Genomic DNA, 17650 nt, shown 5'->3' with positions numbered 1-17650 from the left:
AGATCACGAGTTTGACATATTACAAGTTGTTAACAGATAAGATTAGCCTAAGATCGGTGTGCAGGAACACGGTCAACGGATGCAGAGATTTTGCTGAGAGGGACTATTCATGTCTCAACTGCTTAAAAAGATATACACTGTCCGCCCCAAAGATTTACAAAGAAATAAACGAATGTATGATGAATATTATTACAACATACAAGATTATAGTGGTTTGTAACGGGAGTTCAAATGAGCTGCATTAAAACAATAATGCTTTGTTGTCGTAATGTTTTACAGAGTCATGACTACTGCACGAAAACCTTTTAGTGTAGCAATTGCATCCGGACAGCATCGTTGTTCAATACAGCATGGTAAAGCGTAAAACTATAATTTGGGATTATCTATAAGATTCTGACATGAAAGTATATTTTCGCTATATAACAGTATTTCTGATGTTTGGTTTCTTAACTGGTTGTATGGTTGGTCCAGACTATAAGCGCCCAGAGGTGGATTTGCCATTGAAATGGCGTGTAGACACGAATAATGATGTTGAAACTGTCAATACGACGTGGTGGGAGCAGTTTAATGATGCAACACTGAATGAATTAATCCAGATTGCATTGCGGGAAAATAAAGAATTACGGATAGCAGCGCTTCGAGTAGAAGAATTTAATGCGAGATTACAAATCGTTGAGTCAGCGCTATTTCCACAATTGGGAATTGGAAGTTCATTAACAGGGAATAAGTTAAGTGAGAATCGTCAGTTCGCACCGCCCCACGACCGTGCTAGCTTGAGAGAGACTTATGAATTTGGCGCGGTTGTTAATTGGGAGCTGGATTTATGGGGACGTATACGTCGCTCTAGGGAAGCTGCAACGGCTGAAGTTTTATCGGATAAGGAGAATTACCAAGCGGTTATGCTGAAGCTTGTTGCAGATGTGGCTTCAGCATATATGCAGCTCTTAAGTCTCGACAGAGATCTTGAGATTACGAAGGAGTTATTAAAGAACCGGGAAAAAATAGTCCAATTAAATGAGCTTAAATTTTCTAATGGAGCAATTTCAAAATATGAGCTAGATCAAATATATTTGATTTATGAAAAAGCTAAATCAAATATTCCAATTAAAGAAAGACAAATAGCACATTTGGAAAATGCCTTGTCGGTGTTACTGGGGCAGAATCCTGGTCCAATAAGCCGAAGAAATACATTAGAAACGTTAACTATACCTGCTGTGCCGCAAGGTATTCCATCCGAAATTCTAGCGCGCCGCCCTGATGTTCGCCAGGCCGAGCAAGACCTGATTGCTGCCAATGCGCGCATCGGTGTTGCAAAAGCCCAGTATTTCCCAACTATTTCTTTAACGAATTTGTTTGGCTATGCCAGCACGGAGCTCAGTACGTTATTGCTGCACAAATCTAATTATTATACTTTCGGGGCTACCACTTTATTTCCAATATTTACAGCTGGCCGGATTGCTGGTCAAGTACGTCAGAATGAAGCTGTGCAGCAGCAAACATTAAGTAAATACTTACGCACAATACAAACTGTATTTCAGGAAGTTGAAGATGCGTTGATTTCCAATCAGAAACTCAAAGAGCAATTTGATATTCAAGCGCGCCAGTTAGAAATTCTTCAGGGGATTCACCACCTCGAGTTGCGTCGATTTGATGGCGGTTATTCAAGCTATATCGACGTTCTCAATACTGAACAGAATTTATACAATGCGGAGATAACGCAAGTTCAGAATCGGCGGGACATATGCGTTGCTTTGATACAAGTTTATAAAACAATGGGTGGAGGATGGTTAATTAGTGAAGATGAAAAAGTTAACACAGATATTAGCTTAAGAGAAAAACTATAATGAATGATCAAATCCAGAACGTTGCACTGCCTGCTTATTTGTTAAAAAGATTACAAGCATACAGGATAGGAAAAGGTATCAAACAAAGCTATTTGATCCGCGATAAGCTTCTAGGGAAAACATATGATTTCGAGCCATGGCAGTTTTTTGTCCTAGAAATACTACCTGGTTGTGAGAGTTTTGAGAAACTTGCGTCAATTTTTAAAGACCGTTTCGGCTATCCCATTGCACAGGAGCAAGTACAGACATTGTTTGCTTCCGTAATGGAAGACAATCTACTCGATACCGAAGATAAGGAAGCCTCAACACACCCGATATTGGCTTCCTTTTTTCAAACAGGAAAAATAGTAGATCTGCCTAGCGCAGCGCCCAAGGCAGAACAAACTAGCAGCAACAGTCAATCCGAAAAAATTAATCAGGAGTCGGAAGATCTTCCGGCTGGAATACAAGATTCCATAGATTTGGATTCGCGGGTAGTAAAAAGAATGTGGAAGCTCTTTGATCCACGGCCTGTATTGAAACTCATTACACCAGTTCTTGTGCCAGTTAAATATTGCGCTTACCTGCTTCCGATCCTGGTTCTGGCAGCTATCATGTTGATTATTAAGTATCAATATATAATCAATCAAGATATGAATCGATTGCTGGCAGATACTACTTTCTTTCACTATATCGTGTTTAGCATGTTTTCGGTCAACTTGATTGTGGTGATAACTAAAGCAGTAGTTGCCCATAATTTTCGAGTAACGGTAAGTGCCTTTGGTATTGGCATATTCTTAGGATTCTTGCCGCGTTTTACATTACAAAGTAGTCATTTACATCAGCTTTCCCGGCGCGAGCGAATTTTGCTTCATGCTGCACCATTGATGGTACGTCTTAGCTTATTTAGCTTAGGGGTTTTGATTTGGTACTATTCCAGAAGCTCAGATAGCCATTTGCCGCAGATGGGTTTGATGCTTACTGTAATCTGTACGTTCAGTTTTTTGTTTTCTGCAAATCCACTGTTAAAAAGTGATGGTTATCATTTGTTGTCAGCTTTCATGAACGAACCGTTTTTGCGAGGAAAATCCTATCAAACTTTGCTGAATAAGCTATACGGAACTTCATATAAAGAATCAGATAATAATTTACTGATAACTTACGCTTTGGCTATATGTTTATTCATATTTTTATTAATTATCGGCGTTGTTGTATTTGTAGGAGCTTATCTACAGCAGATTCAACTCGGTGGTTCAAGTATTATTCTTGTAACATTGCTTGGTCTATATCTTTTCCGGCTAGTATTTAGTCAATTCGGAAAAATTAATGAAGCATATGAGCGATCTGTTCAATATAGCCGCTGGCGAAACCGTGTATTACCTGAAGAGAATCCCGAGAAAGAGCTTGAAAAAAAGGAAAGTGCTGGTTTTTCTTTATATGTAAAACGTGCTTTATTTCTATCGCTTTTGGCATCGCTGTTTTTACCATATCCCTATGAACCAAGTGGAAAATTTATTATTTTTCCCAGCCAGAAACAAATGATTGCTACTGATATCCCTGGGATAATAGAACAGGTTTATTTTGATGGCGGGGAGACGGTTGAAAAAGGGACTGTACTCGCGCGGCTTGCCAATAAAGATCTTCAGTCGCAAGTGAAAATTTATGCTGCAAAGATTAATGAGCAACAGGCAGTAATTGAGGAATTGAAGTCCCGGCCTAAACGTGAAGAAGTAAAGCTGGCACAAAATTTACTGAACATAGAGATAACACGGGCAAAGTTCAGTGGCACCAAGTTGCAACGAATCAAAAATCTTTATAAGCAATCAGCGGTATCATTTGAGGAACTTGATTCCGTTGAGCGTGAGCATCAAGTAAATCTCAACCAGGTAGATGAAAAACGTGCTGCGCTCGAGCTGCTTAAGAGCGGCGCAACCAAAAATCAAATTGATGCTGCGCAAGCAAAATTAGCGAGTCTAGTAGAAGAAAGAGATGCTTACATTGATAGGGTAAGCCGATCAGAACTCAGCATGCCATTTGACGGCAATATTCTGACACTGCACCTTAAACAGAAAATTAATAGTTTCTTAGAAAAGGGAGAGCTATTTGCTGAAGTCGAGAATGTAACTCAAGTGACTGCTGAGATTGAAATTCCAGAGTCTGACATTGCACATATTACTAATACTGCGCGAGTGAGAGTAAAACCTATTTCTTATCACAGTGCTTCTTTTTACGGTACAGTCACTACGATTGATCGAGGTATAACTACCCAGCCATATGGTAATGTTGTTAAAGTTATTGCAGTGATAGAAAACGAAAATGGGGAGCTAAGGACAGGAATGACCGGTTTTGCAAAAATTGAAGGTGAAACAATACCGGTTTGGAAAGCTTTCTCGCTATCTATTCTCCGCTTTATCAACGTAGAAGCTTGGTCATGGCTTCCTTAAGAAATTTTTGCAGATTACTTTGGCAGCCGAGCTCAGGTTGGCGGCAATGAATTGGGTATTCCAATTGCAACGCATTGATTATTCGTGCACGGTCAATAAGTTTATTGAAGCAAAGACTAATGTATTTTAAGGAAGCTCTGATGGAGTCTTTATCTCGATTCTAACGACAAAGCTATCGGCAAAATAGATAATATTGGCATTATTTTGCAATTAATAGCTGTTATTTTTAGCAGATCCCAAACTATCTGTCCCCTGATGCAGCCTGACTCAAATTGAATAGTTCTCCGGAACAATCGGGCCGATGCATTGGCTACGCGTAGAATTTGCCGGACTTGCTTTCAGGGGAAATTTCAATCGGAAGTTCTCGATATTTACCTTCCCAAAACAATCTGAGGATCCAAGGTTGTGGGTGTGGCAGCGCCGTCAGCAGCAAGCAATATTAGCCCCATCCGTCCTTGTTCGTTTGTTTCACTGTCTGGGTGACGCAAGGTTGGGGCTGGATGTCTAAAGCTGAGTGAGAATTAATCAAAACTTATACCCTCTGTGCAGCGCAACAATTCCCACTGTCAAATTAAAATATTCCACTCGTTCAAAGCCAACTTGTTCCATTAGCTCCTTTAATTCTTCTTGGGAAAGATGCATGCGGATAGATTCTGCCAGATACCGATAGCTTTCCGCATCGTCTGCAATCACTTTTCCCATGGTGGGTAATAATTTGAATGAATAAGCGTCATAGGCAGGCTGCAGTGGTTTCCAGATTTTGGAAAATTCCAGTACGATGACAGTTCCGCCCGGTTTGATGACGCGCAGCATCTCTTTGAGTGCCATATCTTTATGAGTCATATTCCTAAGGCCGAATGCGACGCTGACACAATTAAAATAATTGTCTGGAAAGGGTAATTTTTCAGCATCGCACTGCGCAACCGGAGTCGGTGTGCCTTCATCAATCAGGCGGTCGCGGCCGATTGAGAGCATGGAGTTATTGATGTCCGTCAGCCAGACTTCGCCAGATTTGCCTACTTTTTGTAAAAAAAGTGCGCTTAAATCTCCAGTGCCGCCTGCAATATCTAATACCTTGTCGCCATTTTTAACGCCGCTGGTTTCAATGGCAAAGCGTTTCCATAGACGATGCAAACCTACGGACATCAAATCGTTCATCAGATTGTAGCGTTCTGCTACTGAATGAAAGACTTCTGCAACTTTCCCGGCTTTTTCATCTTCAGCAACAGTATTAAAGCCAAAATGCGTAGTTTTAGTCATGATAGTGATTGAGTTTATGTTTGAATTGGCTTTTAAAGAGTCGTCGATAGGCTTATTTCGATTGAAAATTAATCAATCCAATATGCCACAATCTATTTGCACGAGTGATTCGTTGTCTTGGCTCTGAAGTCGGGCTCCCGACTGGCGCCGGCTTCCTCCATGCGCTGCAAATACCGTTGCCATATTTTATCCTGATTGAGGCCATAGTTATAGAGCAAATCCCATGAATACAGTCCGGTGTTATGGCCATCGGTAAAATTGAGTTGTATGGCATAATTACCAACAGGTTCAATTTTCTGGATGTTGACCATTTTCTTGCCGGTTTGCAGCACTTCCTGCCCCGGACCATGGCCGCTCACTTCGGCGGAAGGTGAATGGACCCGCAAAAATTCACATGAAAATTGGAATGTTTTTCCATCAGAGAAAGTAATATCCAAAATTCTGGACTTTTGATGTAACTTGATTTCTGTGGGATGAGGTGTTTCTTTGGTTAAACCGGCCATGTTATGTTATTCAGTGCAAATTGTTTAAAAGTAATAGTTAAGTCCATTGTAGCAAAACTGTACAGAAAAATTTGATTGATACAGGAATTCACTCATGACTGCAAAAATACTGATCGTGGAAGATGAAACTGCTATACAGGAATTGATTATTTATAATTTACAGCAAGCCGGTTATGAAACTGTCAGTGCAGAGAATGCAGAGAAGGCGATGGCAATTATCAATAACGCATTGCCGGATCTTATATTGCTGGACTGGATGTTACCTGGAATGAGTGGTATTGAATTTGCGCGAATACTGCGGCGCGGTGAACGTACCCGGTTAATCCCCATAATTATGCTGACCGCGCGTACTCAGGAAACGGATAAGGTTGCAGGGCTGGAAATTGGCGCGGATGATTATATTACTAAGCCTTTCTCGCCCCGAGAGCTGGTCGCTCGTATCAATGCAGTGCTACGCAGACTGATTCCGGAAGCTTCTGATGAAGTGGTTGAGATTGATGGGTTACGGCTGGATCCGGTCAATCATCGGGTGACTGCCGAGAATAAAGAAATTGAGCTAGGGCCAACTGAATATCGATTGTTGCATTTTATGATGACGCATACCGAACGGGTTTATTCGCGCAGTCAATTACTGGATCGGGTATGGGGTGACCATGTGTTTGTTGAGGAACGTACCGTCGATGTGCATATTCGCCGGTTGCGTAAAGCATTACAATTGGCAGGCAAAGATGAATGGATACAAACTGTCAGAGGCGCAGGTTACCGGTTCTCGGTAATTGCGGCACTACAAGCTAAAGATTTAAACACACAAATCTGATAAAACAAAGTGCAATATTTCGCATACCGGCATTGTTTATGAAGTTGATTGGCGCCACCTGTGTTTTTAATTGTTTTCACTGCCTGCGTATCGAATCAGAAATTTTCAATACTATTCCAACGTTACTACTTTTTTTCAGGATTTTCTAAGTGTCTGATATTTGGCAGCGCTCTTTTAATATTATTTTTATCATTTTTATCACCGCAGTACTGTGGATGATTTTTGGTGCTGTTAAAGCATTACTGTTTTTCGGTGTAGTAATGTTATGGATAGCGTTTCACCATATCCGCTATCTGGCTGCATTAGAACGCTGGCTGCGGCTTTCCGATCATTCGCCTGCAAGCATTCCGGCTGGTTCCGGAGCATGGGATGATGTATTTGCACATTTGGCGCGCTATGTGCGCCAACACAGTCAAAGCCAGGAATTATTGAGCCTTGCATTGGAGCGAATGCGCAGCGTTACTTCTGCTATGCCCGATGGAATTGTAATTCTCGATGAAACTGACCGGATTGAATGGTGCAACCCTGTCGCCGAGCAACATTTAGGCATTAACCTGTCATTGGATACGGGCCAGCAAATTACGTATCTGGTCAGACAAATACCTTTTGTTGAATATCTGGCAGCACGTAAATACAGTAATCCGTTGATTCTCAATCAAACGCGTCAACAAGGAATCATTGTTTCGTTGCAGTTAGTGCCTTATGGCTATAACCAGAAGCTTCTAATTAGTCGTGACATTACACGATTTGAAAAAATTGAAACCATGCGGCGCGACTTCATTGCCAATGTTTCTCATGAATTGCGTACACCGCTTACGGTCATTAGCGGTTTTCTTGAAACCTTATCGGCAGATGAAAATGTTAATAGCGGTTTTAATAAGCGTGCATTGGTATTAATGTCAGAACAAACCACACGCATGCAGCGATTGATTGAAGATTTGCTGATTTTGTCGCGCTTGGAGAATGAACAAAGTATTGTGAATGAGAAAGCTGTGGAGGTGACCAGTTTGTTGCGAGGGATTCTGCAGGATGCAGAGTCCCTCAGCGCAGGGCGCCATCAAATCAAATTGAATATCGCGTCGCAAGATCAATTACTTGGGAGTGAAGAAGAGTTACGTAGCGCTTTCGGGAATTTAATCAGCAATGCGATTCGTTACACCCCCGATAGCGGAGAAATCAATATTAACTGGGAGAAGCGGGACGGGCAGGGATTATTTTTTGTACAGGACAGTGGAATCGGTATTGAGCCGGAGCATATCCCACGTTTGACGGAACGTTTTTATCGCGTGGATAGCAGCCGCTCGCGAGAAACGGGTGGAACAGGGCTTGGGCTTGCCATTGTCAAACATGTCCTAAGCCGGCATCAGGCGCGCATGGAGATTACCAGTCAAGTAGGCAAGGGCAGCCGTTTTACTATATGGTTTCCTGCTAAACGGTTGATCCCAGAAAATAAATGATGACTTAAAACATAATTTCAGGATCAGTAGTCACCCATCAAATACATCAAGAAATAGAGTGATTAAGCTTCATCATAATGCTGGGTGATGGAGCAAAAAAGTTAGTTGTTAGGTTGGTTATTGGATTCGCTGTTTAACCAATATTACTGGTTTGAGAAAATTCAGCAATCGATTGCACAATTCTTTACTTTTTTGCTGAGATATATTCAATTGTAATGTGAAAAAAATAACCACCGGCAAGCCGGTGGTTATTTTCTCTCTATTTAGAGCTTACTCAAAAAGTATAACTAACTGATTAAGTTTAACAATATTGTGTTTTTTGGTAAAATAGTGCACGCAAATATGTGAATTAACACCAAAAACCGTGCACTATGATTCGTTATATAAGCCAAAAGCAACTGCCCCTCGAAGGATTTGATACACCGCCAGGCATGATTCTTGATCCCAATAATCGCTGGGTAAAACTGAGGGATTGCCTACCGTGGGATGAGTTGTCCGAGAGTTATTATAAGACGTTATGTTCAAGACTGGGCCGCCCAGCCAAAGATGCCAGAATTGTGATTGGAGTGGTGATAATTAAACATAAATTATCGATTTCGGATGAAGAGACTGTTGAACAGATTCGAGAAAATCCGTATCTGCAATATTTTATTGGCCTGAAAGGTTTTCAAGCGAAGGCGCCGTTTGCGTCATCATTACTGGTTGAGATACGCAAGCGCATGGGTCAGACGGTATTCGATGAATTTTATGAGGCGATCATCGAAACGGTTGAACCTAGGCGGACAAAGAAGTCAGTCAAAGCAATTGATGATGACAACGACGGCAATGGTGTATCAAATAGCGGTGAGGTAGGCAGCAGCGACACGGGCACTGCAATGGAAGCAGAGCAATCTTTGGCCGATGAGCAGCCGCGCAATCACGGCAAATTAATACTGGATGCCACCGTTGCAGAACAGGCCATACGCTATCCGACAGATCTTGGACTGCTGAACGAAGCGCGTGAATTGAGTGAGCGTATCATTGATGAACTGCATGCCAAAAGTAATCGTCCACAGAAAAAGAAGCCGCGCACTTATCGCGAGATTGCCAGAAAAGCCTACCTCAGCCTGGTCAAGTTAAGACGGCCATCCAGCAGAAAACGCCGTGCCGGTATCAGGCAGCAATTGCAGTTCCTGCAGCGGAATTTAAATCATATTGAACATATGTTAACGGAATATCCGCTTGGCACGCCCATACCATTACCCAATTGGTTGTTGCGCCGCTACTGGGTATTGCCCCATCTGTACCGGCAACAATATGCAATGTACAAAACCAACACCAGACGTTGTGATGATCGCATTGTCAGTATCAGTCAGCCGCATCTTCGGCCCATTATCAGGGGAAAGCAAGGCAAGGCAGTGGAATTTGGCGCCAAAATAAGCGTGAGCTTGACAGGTAAAGGATTGGCGCATGTCGATAAGCTGCACTGGGAGGCGCAACATGAAGGCCATGATCTTCAAGCGCAAGTTGAAGCCTACAAAAAGCGTTACGGCTATTATCCTGAAGCCGTCATTGCCGACACGCTATATGGTTCACGTGATAATCGCAGCTATCTGGAACGCAAGCACATCCGCTTCTCAGGCAAACCACTGGGACGTCCACCAAAGAGTACACCTGAAAACAAAGATGAGATCAAACACCTGAAAGCACAACGCCGACAGGAATATCGCGAACGCATTCCGATTGAAGGAAAGTTTGGCCAAGGAAAATATGGTTATCGGCTCAACAATATTCGAGACAAGCGCGCTGATACGTCTGCCGCATGGATTAATAGTATCTTCCTGGTTATGAACCTACTCATCTTGGTGCGGGTTTTTATTTGCCTGAGGAATCTTGCTGCCAAAATAGCATTTTGGGTGACAAAAGAGTGCATGCCCAGAGAAATTCCGTTTGCGCGTGCCTGCCAATTCATCTCAAACCAGAATTCTTACTTGGCAACGCATATCTGATCGCTAAATTTCTGAGTAAGCTCTATTTAGGATCCTTTGCAGGATCCTATTGCCGTACTGCTTGCTGTTGTTACTACTATCTTACCGCCGAAGAATCGCCATCTAGATTAACCTTCGCTTTATTAATGACCGGATTGCCTTGTTCCATGACCACTTTTCTATGAAGATCAGCGTTATTCAAACTTTCTGCCAAAATTTCTTCATATTCGTGAATATTAGCGGAAGTATGCGATTGGAAATCTTGGCCTTGTCTGCCATAGTAATAAGGGTGAGCCTCATACTCATCAAGTGCCGCTTTATTTTCTTGTAATTTCGCTTTTGCATCCTTAGCCAGGTTTTCATAATACTTTGTCAAAGCAGCATGGTTGCTATCATCAATACCATCGACTGCGAATGCCGATGAGGCGAATAGGCTAAGCACCAGTAAAGCTGGCAATGTTGAAAGTTTTAGTGTTTTCATGATAAATACCCTCAGAAGATGAACGAACGATGCCATCTTAACTTGGTCAATGCGATGAGTATATTGGGGAAACCTTGGTTTTTAACTAAGGGAAACCATTAGGCGATGTTAATTTATATAAGGAATTAGAATTCAGTTGTCGTCATTGGATAATTGATAGGTAAAATGAAAACTCTATCTGCTACTGCTTCGATCAAGTTCAAATTCCTCGAGAAGGTAATGGAAAGTTCACACACGGCAGAGCGCTTGTTTTGGATTCATACCTTGGCAGAGCTTCATAACGTTGATGAGGATTACACATTGTGCAGCGAGGAAGATAGAAAGCTCCAGAGTGCGCAGCCGCAATATTTAATCTTTATGCAGCTGTAACAAGTACTGAGCAAATCACAAGAATAAATACTGCAAGAAATGGCTGCGATAAATTACTTCAAATAAAATTTCATCACGGTTAACGTTTTTTACGTTTACGTGGATTATTTTGTGTACTAACTGTTTGACGTCTTGACCAAATTAACGCAGTTATTCCAGCCAAAATCATTGGAATGGACAACCATTGTCCCATTGTGATTCCCAATGTGAGCACCCCCATAAAACCATCTTCCGGCTCACGATAGAATTCTGCAAACGAACGTAAAACGCCGTAGCCGATCATGAACATGCCGGTGACAGCACCAGTTGCGCGCGGTTTTGACGAATAAATCCAGATGAAGATGAACAGCACCACACCTTCGAGGGCAAATTGATAAAGCTGCGAAGGATGACGGGGGAGTTCGTCGACATACGGGAACACCATTCCCCATGGAACATCGGTGGGGCGTCCCCATAATTCGGCGTTGATAAAATTGCCGATACGGCCCGCTCCCAATCCCGGAGGAATCAATGGGACGACAAAGTCGGTTACTGCTAGCCACGGCAGATTGTGTTTGCGAGCCAGCAGGATCATAGCGACGAATACGCCGAGAAACCCGCCATGGAAAGACATCCCGCCTTCCCAGATGGCAAAGATTTGCAACGGGTGCTCCAGGTAATAGCCGAATTGATAGAACAGCACATGTCCCAGGCGTCCGCCTAGGATCACGCCCAACATGCCGTAAAACAACGCATCATCGAGCATTTCATAGGTAAAGACGGAATGCGGATTGTGTTTAATGCGATAACGGCCTAGCAGGATGAATAGCACAAAGCCGATTAAATACATCAATCCATACCAATGAACGGAAAGTGGCCCCAGAGAAATGGCGACGGGATCAATTTGAGGATGAACGAGCATAGTTTCGGCCTTATTTACGGTAAAATACGAACCATTATACCAAGTGCGTTTGTGATAATCGTACGCCTTGTCATAAATTGTATTTTTATCTCATTCAGGAGCAAGCATGCCAGACAATAAACGTAGCCAGGCCATAACCCAAGGCGCGCAACACGCGCCCAGCCGCGCCATGTTGCGCGCCGTTGGTTTTAACGATGGGGATTTCGATAAGCCAATCGTGGGAGTTGCCAATGGTTATTCCACTATCACGCCGTGTAACAAAGGTTTGAATGAGCTGTCGTTAAAAGCGGAAGCGGCATTGAGGCAGGCGGGTGCCATGCCGCAGATGTTCGGCACTATCACGGTGTCGGATGGGATCTCGATGGGTACGGAAGGCATGAAATATTCTCTGGTTTCACGCGAAGTGATTGCTGACTCGATTGAGACCTGTGTACAGGCGGAAAGTATGGATGGTGTGATTGCCATTGGCGGTTGTGACAAGAATATGCCGGGCGCGATGATTGCCATTGCACGTATGAACGTGCCGGCAATTTTTGTCTATGGCGGCACGATTAAACCGGGGCATTATAAAGGCCAAGATTTAACCATTGTCAGCGCGTTTGAGGCAGTAGGCCAGCACAGTGCGCATAAAATCGATGACGCGGAATTGTTGCAGATAGAGCGGCATGCCTGTCCTGGCGCCGGTTCTTGTGGCGGCATGTTCACTGCTAATACCATGTCATCCGCTTTTGAAGCGATGGGCATGAGTTTGCCGTACTCTTCCACGATGTCGGCGGAAGACGAAGAGAAACTGATCAGTGCCGGGCAATCTGCCGAGGTGTTGGTCAATGCCATCAAAAAACAAATTTTACCGCGCGACATCATTACCCGTCAGTCAGTAGAAAACGCCATTGCCGTGATCATGGCGGTGGGAGGGTCTACCAACGCGATATTGCATTTTCTAGCGATTACGCATGCTGCTGAAGTCGAGTGGAACATTGATGACTTTGAACGGATGCGTGGCAAAGTGCCGGTGTTGTGTGATTTAAAACCTTCCGGACGCTATGTTACGGCCGATTTGCACCGCGCGGGCGGTATTCCTCAGGTCATGAAAATGCTGCTGGTGCATGGTCTGTTACATGGAGATTGTATAACCATCAGCGGACAAACCATTGCAGAAATATTGAAAGATATTCCCGATGCGCCGCGTGCCGACCAGAATGTGATTCGCCAATGGAACAATCCAATGTATGCCCAAGGGCATCTGGCGATTCTGAAAGGCAATTTGTCCACGGAGGGTTGTGTCGCAAAAATTTCCGGAATTAAAAATCCTAAAATCACTGGACCCGCACGCGTGTTTGAATCGGAAGAAACCTGCATGGCAGCGATTCTTGCCCGCAAAATACAGCCCGGAGATGTCGTGGTAATTCGGTATGAAGGCCCTAAAGGCGGGCCCGGTATGCGGGAAATGTTGTCACCGACTTCGGCCTTGATCGGTGAGGGACTGGGAGACTCCGTCGGATTGATTACCGATGGACGCTTCTCGGGAGGTACCTATGGCATGGTGGTCGGGCATGTGGCGCCGGAAGCTTTTGTCGGAGGCGCTATCGCATTGGTACAGGAAGGCGACTCGATTACTATTGACGCCGAACAGCGGTTATTACAATTGAATGTTCCGGATACGATTTTGGCGCAACGGCGTGCCGATTGGCAACCGCCACAGCCGCGTTATTCGCGCGGGGTATTGGCAAAATACGCGAAGCAGGTATCGAGTGCCAGTGCCGGAGCCATAACGGATTAGCTATGCATTGCAACACTGATTTCCATGGATGATGGCTTTAGTGTTTCTGCTGGAACTAATTATTCCACCATCAAGTCTTACTGGAGCAGTATCATAAGAGGTTGCGGCGGCTGCAGTTGGTGAATGAGTACGTATGGCAACAGGTTGTGCGCCAGAAATAACAAACTGACAGGATTTGCTGCAAGTCTGTGAAGTTCAGGGTAGAATAAAAACCCTTTTATAATTTAAATAAGGAAAAAAATATGAAAAAAGTGTTAATAGGAGCAGTTGCTGCATCAGCTTTATTGTTAGCCGGTGTTGCACAAGCCAATGCAGATCTGGCAAAAAGCAGTGGTTGTTTGAATTGCCATAACGTTGATACCAAGCTGGTTGGCCCGAGTCTGAAGGATATTGCTGGAAAATACGCAGGCCAAGCTGATGCTTCTGCATATTTGACAGATAAAATATTAAAGGGAAGTAATGGTGTTTGGGGCCCGATTCCAATGCCTCCAAACGCTACTGTTAAACCAGAAGATGCTAAAACGTTAGCTGATTTTATTTTGACCCTGAAATAAGTCATTCCGGTTACAGAAAAGCCGACGCGTAATAACGTCGGCTTTTTATTTTCAGCATCAAAAAATATTTACAGAAATATCCGTTCTAACAACCGGAGGAGCAATGAAAACGCGTATCAAATGGCAAGGGAATGTTAGTTTTCTGGCTGAATCAGGCAGCGGACATTCGGTATTGATGGATGGTGCACCGGATGCTGGCGGTCAAAATCTTGGGCCGCGTCCGATGGAAATGCTGTTAATGGGATTAGGAGGATGCACCACTTTTGACGTAGTGCTGATTCTAAAGAAAAGCCGTCAGGATATTACCGATTGTGTAGTGGAAATTGAAGCCGAACGTGCCGCTGTTGATCCTAAAGTATTTACCCATATCCATTTGCATTTCATTATCACAGGAAATAACTTGAATCCGCAACAGGTCGAGCGCGCGATTAATCTGTCTTCAGAGAAGTATTGCTCGGCTTCGATCATGCTCAAAAACACCGTGAAAATAACGCATGATTTTGAGATTAATAACGCATGAGAACGAAATAAACTCTATGAGTAATGCGTTCTGTTTTTTTGTTCCTTATATCCGTCCGCATACTGATGAACAGTATGCACTGATCCGCTAACAGCGAACGAATCAGTGCAAAATAATAGAGGTTTGCACGGAAGCTGTGCCGGAATTGCTCAAGAAATGAACATTCTTATAAAAACAGATCCGGGAAACTTATTCAGTTGATGAAAATAATATTTCTTCTATTTTGCTATTAAAGGATGTTCGTCTTTCTTTTCTGCTTTTTCTTCTACTTTTTTCTCAGCTTCTCCATCATCGGCCAATTTGCTGCCAACATAGCTTCCAACTGCACCACCAACCAACGCTGGCATAACTGATTGAAGGAGTGATGGATTCTGAGCTGGTGCATTAGCAGCTGGCGCTGCTGCCGCGTTAGAGGTAGTGGCCGGTGCTTGCGCGGCGGGCGCCTGACTCGGTGCATCAGTTTTCTTTTGTTGTGTGACTGCAGATTTGGAGCTGGTTGTGCTTTTCGATGTACTGCTCTTAGCTTTTTTTGCATAGAGATTATTAGAAAACATCATAGAAACCAGAACAATAAAAAGTAATTTTTTCATATATATATATAAAACCAATCCAATATAAAAGTTATAGAACCATTGTTAATAAATTAAATTTCTAAATCTTGTTACAAACTTCATCTTTTCAATCGAAAAGATCATCGCTATAGTTTTTCCATCTGACCCCGGCTCAATAACCGCAATTAACACTATGCGAGGAAATTTCTAATACACTACTGCATCAGAAGGTAAGACACAGAACGCGCCGCAATTTTAAAATATTTTCAGGTTGTGTCAATCAGTGAGTGGATCCAACTTCGTTGGATCTTGTGTGCCTTACGACTGCTTGTCCTTATAACAAACCGGATTCGTGTGCTTGCTGGTCGGCATGGTAGCTGGAACGCACCATCGGTCCGCAGGCCGCATGGCTAAAACCCATTGCAAACGCCGCCTCCTCGAATACTTTGAAGGCTTCAGGGGTGACATAGCGCATTACCGGAAGATGACCGATACTGGGCTGTAAATATTGGCCAATGGTCAGCATTTCCACATTGTGTTCACGCAAATCGCGCAATACACCCATAATTTCTTCATCTGTTTCACCCAAACCCAGCATTAACCCTGATTTAGTGGGAATGTGAGGAAAGTCCGCTTTAAAGTCTTTCAGCAGTTTCAATGAATTCGCATAATCAGCGCCTGGCCGGCATTGCTTGTACAATCTGGGTACCGTTTCGAGATTATGGTTTAATACATCCGGCGGACAAGCCGCAAGTTTTTCCAGGGCAATCTCGAGCCGCCCGCGGAAGTCTGGTACCAGCGTTTCTATTTTTGTGTTTGGTGAATGGGTGCGTATTTCACGGATGCAATCGGCAAAATGTTGCGCGCCGCCATCACGTAAATCATCGCGATCCACGCTGGTAATCACGACATATTTTAACTTCATGGCGGCAATGGATTGCGCCAAATGAAGCGGTTCGTCGGCATCCGGTGGTTTGGGTCTGCCGTGTGCAACATCGCAGAAAGGGCAGCGGCGTGTGCATAAGTCGCCCAGAATCATAAAAGTGGCTGTGCCTTTACCAAAGCATTCGCCGATGTTCGGACAAGAAGCTTCTTCACAGACCGTGTGCAATTTGTGTTCGCGTAACAGTCGTTTGACTTCGTAGAAGTTTTCACTGTTGGACGAGCGGACACGAATCCAGGAGGGTTTGCGCAGTAGATCACTGCGAGTTTGCGGGGTAATTTTAATCGGATTGCGTGCCGTTTTGTCAGCACCCTTTTGGCGGGTATCAGTGGTCATGGTGGTAAATACTTATTCCTTTAAGAAGTTTTTCTTGTAATCGGTTTGCCAGTTTATTGCTTAGAATCTCCAATCCATCGGTTATGCCCAAATCTCTGGTTTGCGTTACTTGTAGTCCTTGATAACCGCATGGATTAATGTACGAGAAAGGCGTTAAGTCCATATCCACATTGAATGCGATACCGTGGTAGCAAAAATTTTTCTTTATTTTCAAACCCAGCGCAGCGATTTTTGCATTATCGACATAGACACCTGGCGCATCAACCCGTGCAACTGCCTTGATCCGATAGTCTTTCAGCACATCTATCACGGCGCTTTCCATGCATCTGACCAATTCGCGCACGCCGAGTTTTAACCGGCGTATGTCCAATAGTAAATAAGCGACGATTTGCCCTGGCCCATGATAAGTAATTTGTCCGCCCCGGTCCGTTTTGATTAAATCAATTCCGGCGTTATACAGCAGATGCTCAGGTTTTCCCGCAATGCCTTGCGTAAAAACAGGAGGGTGTTGTAATAACCAGATTTCATCGCAAGTTTCTTCAGTCCGGGCAATGGTGAAATCTTTCATCGCTTGCCAGGTAGCCTGGTAATCGGATAGGCCTATTTTCTTGACGATAAAATGTTGCCGCTCAAGAACCGGTGAAAATGCTGTCGTGGCAGGATCAATCACAGTACCACGGCTACCATGGGGTGATCCGATAATGCCTGATACAGCGCATCCAGTTGCGACCGGGAAGTGGCGCGAATGGTGCATGTAATACTCAAATAAGTACCGTTTTTGCTGGCTTTGGCTGTCATGGTTGTGGTATCGAAATCAGGCGCATGATATTTGACAATCGCTAGTGCTATTTGCGTAAAATCCTGCTGTGCTTTACCCATTATTTTGATGGGAAAGTCACAGGGGTATTCGATTAAAGAAGGCTGTTCTGTCATGTACGCAGCGG

General features: G+C 43.7%; 17 protein-coding genes. 9 read left to right on the top strand and 8 right to left on the bottom strand.

What is annotated here, in order from left to right; translation table 11 throughout:
* Nucleotides 1-398 precede the first annotated feature (398 nt).
* Both NIT79A3_RS11135 and NIT79A3_RS11130 read left to right on the top strand, forming a co-directional pair.
* Nucleotides 399-1844 (top strand): efflux transporter outer membrane subunit, encoded by a 1446-nt coding sequence (locus NIT79A3_RS11135; RefSeq protein WP_013966297.1) that lies wholly within the window; start codon nucleotides 399-401, stop codon nucleotides 1842-1844.
* A complete protein-coding gene (locus tag NIT79A3_RS11130) occupies nucleotides 1844-4267 on the top strand; it encodes an efflux RND transporter periplasmic adaptor subunit (protein ID WP_013966296.1) in 2424 nt (807 codons plus the stop codon). Before NIT79A3_RS11135 ends, NIT79A3_RS11130 begins: the two co-directional genes overlap by 1 nt.
* A gap of 525 nt (nucleotides 4268-4792) precedes the next feature.
* On the opposite strand, the gene ubiE is transcribed toward NIT79A3_RS11130, so the two are convergent.
* Both ubiE and NIT79A3_RS11120 read right to left on the bottom strand, forming a co-directional pair.
* The gene (gene ubiE, locus NIT79A3_RS11125) at nucleotides 4793-5527 is read right to left on the bottom strand and encodes a bifunctional demethylmenaquinone methyltransferase/2-methoxy-6-polyprenyl-1,4-benzoquinol methylase UbiE (RefSeq protein ID WP_013966295.1); all 735 of its coding nucleotides are present in this window, start codon (nucleotides 5525-5527) and stop codon (nucleotides 4793-4795) included.
* Nucleotides 5528-5619: 92 nt separating this feature from the next.
* Nucleotides 5620-6030 carry a DUF971 domain-containing protein gene (locus tag NIT79A3_RS11120; protein WP_013966294.1) on the bottom strand — a complete coding sequence of 137 codons (411 nt, stop codon included), beginning with the start codon at nucleotides 6028-6030 and terminating at the stop codon, nucleotides 5620-5622.
* Nucleotides 6031-6124: 94 nt separating this feature from the next.
* Between NIT79A3_RS11120 and phoB the strand changes: the two genes are divergently transcribed.
* The 3 genes from phoB (at nucleotide 6125) to NIT79A3_RS11105 (ending at nucleotide 10292) form a co-directional block, all read left to right on the top strand.
* On the top strand, nucleotides 6125-6847 hold the full coding sequence (phoB, locus tag NIT79A3_RS11115) for a phosphate regulon transcriptional regulator PhoB (RefSeq protein ID WP_013966293.1): 723 nt from the start codon (nucleotides 6125-6127) through the stop codon (nucleotides 6845-6847).
* A 149-nt stretch (nucleotides 6848-6996) separates the two neighbouring features.
* Nucleotides 6997-8304 carry a phosphate regulon sensor histidine kinase PhoR gene (phoR, locus tag NIT79A3_RS11110; protein WP_013966292.1) on the top strand — a complete coding sequence of 436 codons (1308 nt, stop codon included), beginning with the start codon at nucleotides 6997-6999 and terminating at the stop codon, nucleotides 8302-8304.
* A 371-nt stretch (nucleotides 8305-8675) separates the two neighbouring features.
* Nucleotides 8676-10292, top strand: a complete 1617-nt coding sequence (locus tag NIT79A3_RS11105) for an IS5 family transposase (RefSeq protein ID WP_013966291.1) — start codon at nucleotides 8676-8678, stop codon at nucleotides 10290-10292.
* Between the two features lie 76 nt (nucleotides 10293-10368).
* Here the strand turns inward: NIT79A3_RS11105 and NIT79A3_RS11100 are convergent, their stop codons facing one another.
* On the bottom strand, nucleotides 10369-10752 hold the full coding sequence (locus NIT79A3_RS11100) for a hypothetical protein (protein WP_013966290.1): 384 nt from the start codon (nucleotides 10750-10752) through the stop codon (nucleotides 10369-10371).
* A 165-nt stretch (nucleotides 10753-10917) separates the two neighbouring features.
* Between NIT79A3_RS11100 and NIT79A3_RS11095 the strand changes: the two genes are divergently transcribed.
* Nucleotides 10918-11121 (top strand): hypothetical protein, encoded by a 204-nt coding sequence (locus NIT79A3_RS11095; RefSeq protein WP_041360319.1) that lies wholly within the window; start codon nucleotides 10918-10920, stop codon nucleotides 11119-11121.
* A 79-nt stretch (nucleotides 11122-11200) separates the two neighbouring features.
* Here NIT79A3_RS11095 and lgt read toward each other — a convergent pair whose 3' ends face one another.
* Nucleotides 11201-12022, bottom strand: a complete 822-nt coding sequence (gene lgt / locus NIT79A3_RS11090) for a prolipoprotein diacylglyceryl transferase (protein WP_013966288.1) — start codon at nucleotides 12020-12022, stop codon at nucleotides 11201-11203.
* Between the two features lie 106 nt (nucleotides 12023-12128).
* On the opposite strand from lgt, the gene ilvD reads away from it, so the two are divergent.
* The 3 genes from ilvD (at nucleotide 12129) to NIT79A3_RS11075 (ending at nucleotide 14876) form a co-directional block, all read left to right on the top strand.
* Nucleotides 12129-13802, top strand: a complete 1674-nt coding sequence (gene ilvD, locus NIT79A3_RS11085; protein ID WP_013966287.1) for a dihydroxy-acid dehydratase — start codon at nucleotides 12129-12131, stop codon at nucleotides 13800-13802.
* Between the two features lie 242 nt (nucleotides 13803-14044).
* Nucleotides 14045-14356, top strand: coding sequence for a c-type cytochrome (locus NIT79A3_RS11080; RefSeq protein WP_013966286.1), 312 nt, complete (start codon nucleotides 14045-14047; stop codon nucleotides 14354-14356).
* 103 nt (nucleotides 14357-14459) lie between these two features.
* Nucleotides 14460-14876 carry an OsmC family protein gene (locus tag NIT79A3_RS11075; RefSeq protein WP_013966285.1) on the top strand — a complete coding sequence of 139 codons (417 nt, stop codon included), beginning with the start codon at nucleotides 14460-14462 and terminating at the stop codon, nucleotides 14874-14876.
* A 218-nt stretch (nucleotides 14877-15094) separates the two neighbouring features.
* Here NIT79A3_RS11075 and NIT79A3_RS11070 read toward each other — a convergent pair whose 3' ends face one another.
* The 4 genes from NIT79A3_RS11070 to NIT79A3_RS11055 all read right to left on the bottom strand — a co-directional run bounded on the left by NIT79A3_RS11070 (nucleotide 15095) and on the right by NIT79A3_RS11055 (nucleotide 17639).
* Entirely contained in the window at nucleotides 15095-15466 is a 372-nt protein-coding gene (locus NIT79A3_RS11070; protein ID WP_013966284.1) for a hypothetical protein, read from the bottom strand.
* A gap of 295 nt (nucleotides 15467-15761) precedes the next feature.
* Nucleotides 15762-16706, bottom strand: a complete 945-nt coding sequence (gene lipA, locus NIT79A3_RS11065) for a lipoyl synthase (RefSeq protein WP_013966283.1) — start codon at nucleotides 16704-16706, stop codon at nucleotides 15762-15764.
* Nucleotides 16696-17376 carry a lipoyl(octanoyl) transferase LipB gene (gene lipB, locus NIT79A3_RS11060; RefSeq protein WP_013966282.1) on the bottom strand — a complete coding sequence of 227 codons (681 nt, stop codon included), beginning with the start codon at nucleotides 17374-17376 and terminating at the stop codon, nucleotides 16696-16698. Before lipB ends, lipA begins: the two co-directional genes overlap by 11 nt.
* Nucleotides 17373-17639: a DUF493 domain-containing protein gene (locus NIT79A3_RS11055; RefSeq protein ID WP_013966281.1), complete on the bottom strand. Its 267-nt coding sequence runs from the start codon at nucleotides 17637-17639 to the stop codon at nucleotides 17373-17375. The genes lipB and NIT79A3_RS11055 overlap by 4 nt, the downstream gene beginning before the upstream one ends.
* Between the last annotated feature and the right edge of the window lie 11 nt (nucleotides 17640-17650).

The organism is Nitrosomonas sp. Is79A3, assembly GCF_000219585.1.
Taxonomy (GTDB): Bacteria; Pseudomonadota; Gammaproteobacteria; order Burkholderiales; family Nitrosomonadaceae; genus Nitrosomonas.
This window is presented reverse-complemented; position numbering and strand designations above follow the sequence as displayed.

What these genes read in the sequence shown, in the direction of transcription:
- NIT79A3_RS11135 (WP_013966297.1), top strand. Translation starts at nt 399, where the DNA reads ATGAAAGTATATTTTCGCTATATAACAGTATTTCTGATGTTTGGTTTC.
- NIT79A3_RS11130 (WP_013966296.1), top strand. Translation starts at nt 1,844, where the DNA reads ATGAATGATCAAATCCAGAACGTTGCACTGCCTGCTTATTTGTTAAAA.
- ubiE (WP_013966295.1), bottom strand. Translation starts at nt 5,527, where the DNA reads ATGACTAAAACTACGCATTTTGGCTTTAATACTGTTGCTGAAGATGAA.
- NIT79A3_RS11120 (WP_013966294.1), bottom strand. Translation starts at nt 6,030, where the DNA reads ATGGCCGGTTTAACCAAAGAAACACCTCATCCCACAGAAATCAAGTTA.
- phoB (WP_013966293.1), top strand. Translation starts at nt 6,125, where the DNA reads ATGACTGCAAAAATACTGATCGTGGAAGATGAAACTGCTATACAGGAA.
- NIT79A3_RS11105 (WP_013966291.1), top strand. Translation starts at nt 8,676, where the DNA reads ATGATTCGTTATATAAGCCAAAAGCAACTGCCCCTCGAAGGATTTGAT.
- NIT79A3_RS11100 (WP_013966290.1), bottom strand. Translation starts at nt 10,752, where the DNA reads ATGAAAACACTAAAACTTTCAACATTGCCAGCTTTACTGGTGCTTAGC.
- NIT79A3_RS11095 (WP_041360319.1), top strand. Translation starts at nt 10,918, where the DNA reads ATGAAAACTCTATCTGCTACTGCTTCGATCAAGTTCAAATTCCTCGAG.
- lgt (WP_013966288.1), bottom strand. Translation starts at nt 12,022, where the DNA reads ATGCTCGTTCATCCTCAAATTGATCCCGTCGCCATTTCTCTGGGGCCA.
- ilvD (WP_013966287.1), top strand. Translation starts at nt 12,129, where the DNA reads ATGCCAGACAATAAACGTAGCCAGGCCATAACCCAAGGCGCGCAACAC.
- NIT79A3_RS11080 (WP_013966286.1), top strand. Translation starts at nt 14,045, where the DNA reads ATGAAAAAAGTGTTAATAGGAGCAGTTGCTGCATCAGCTTTATTGTTA.
- NIT79A3_RS11075 (WP_013966285.1), top strand. Translation starts at nt 14,460, where the DNA reads ATGAAAACGCGTATCAAATGGCAAGGGAATGTTAGTTTTCTGGCTGAA.
- NIT79A3_RS11070 (WP_013966284.1), bottom strand. Translation starts at nt 15,466, where the DNA reads ATGAAAAAATTACTTTTTATTGTTCTGGTTTCTATGATGTTTTCTAAT.
- lipA (WP_013966283.1), bottom strand. Translation starts at nt 16,706, where the DNA reads ATGACCACTGATACCCGCCAAAAGGGTGCTGACAAAACGGCACGCAAT.
- NIT79A3_RS11055 (WP_013966281.1), bottom strand. Translation starts at nt 17,639, where the DNA reads ATGACAGAACAGCCTTCTTTAATCGAATACCCCTGTGACTTTCCCATC.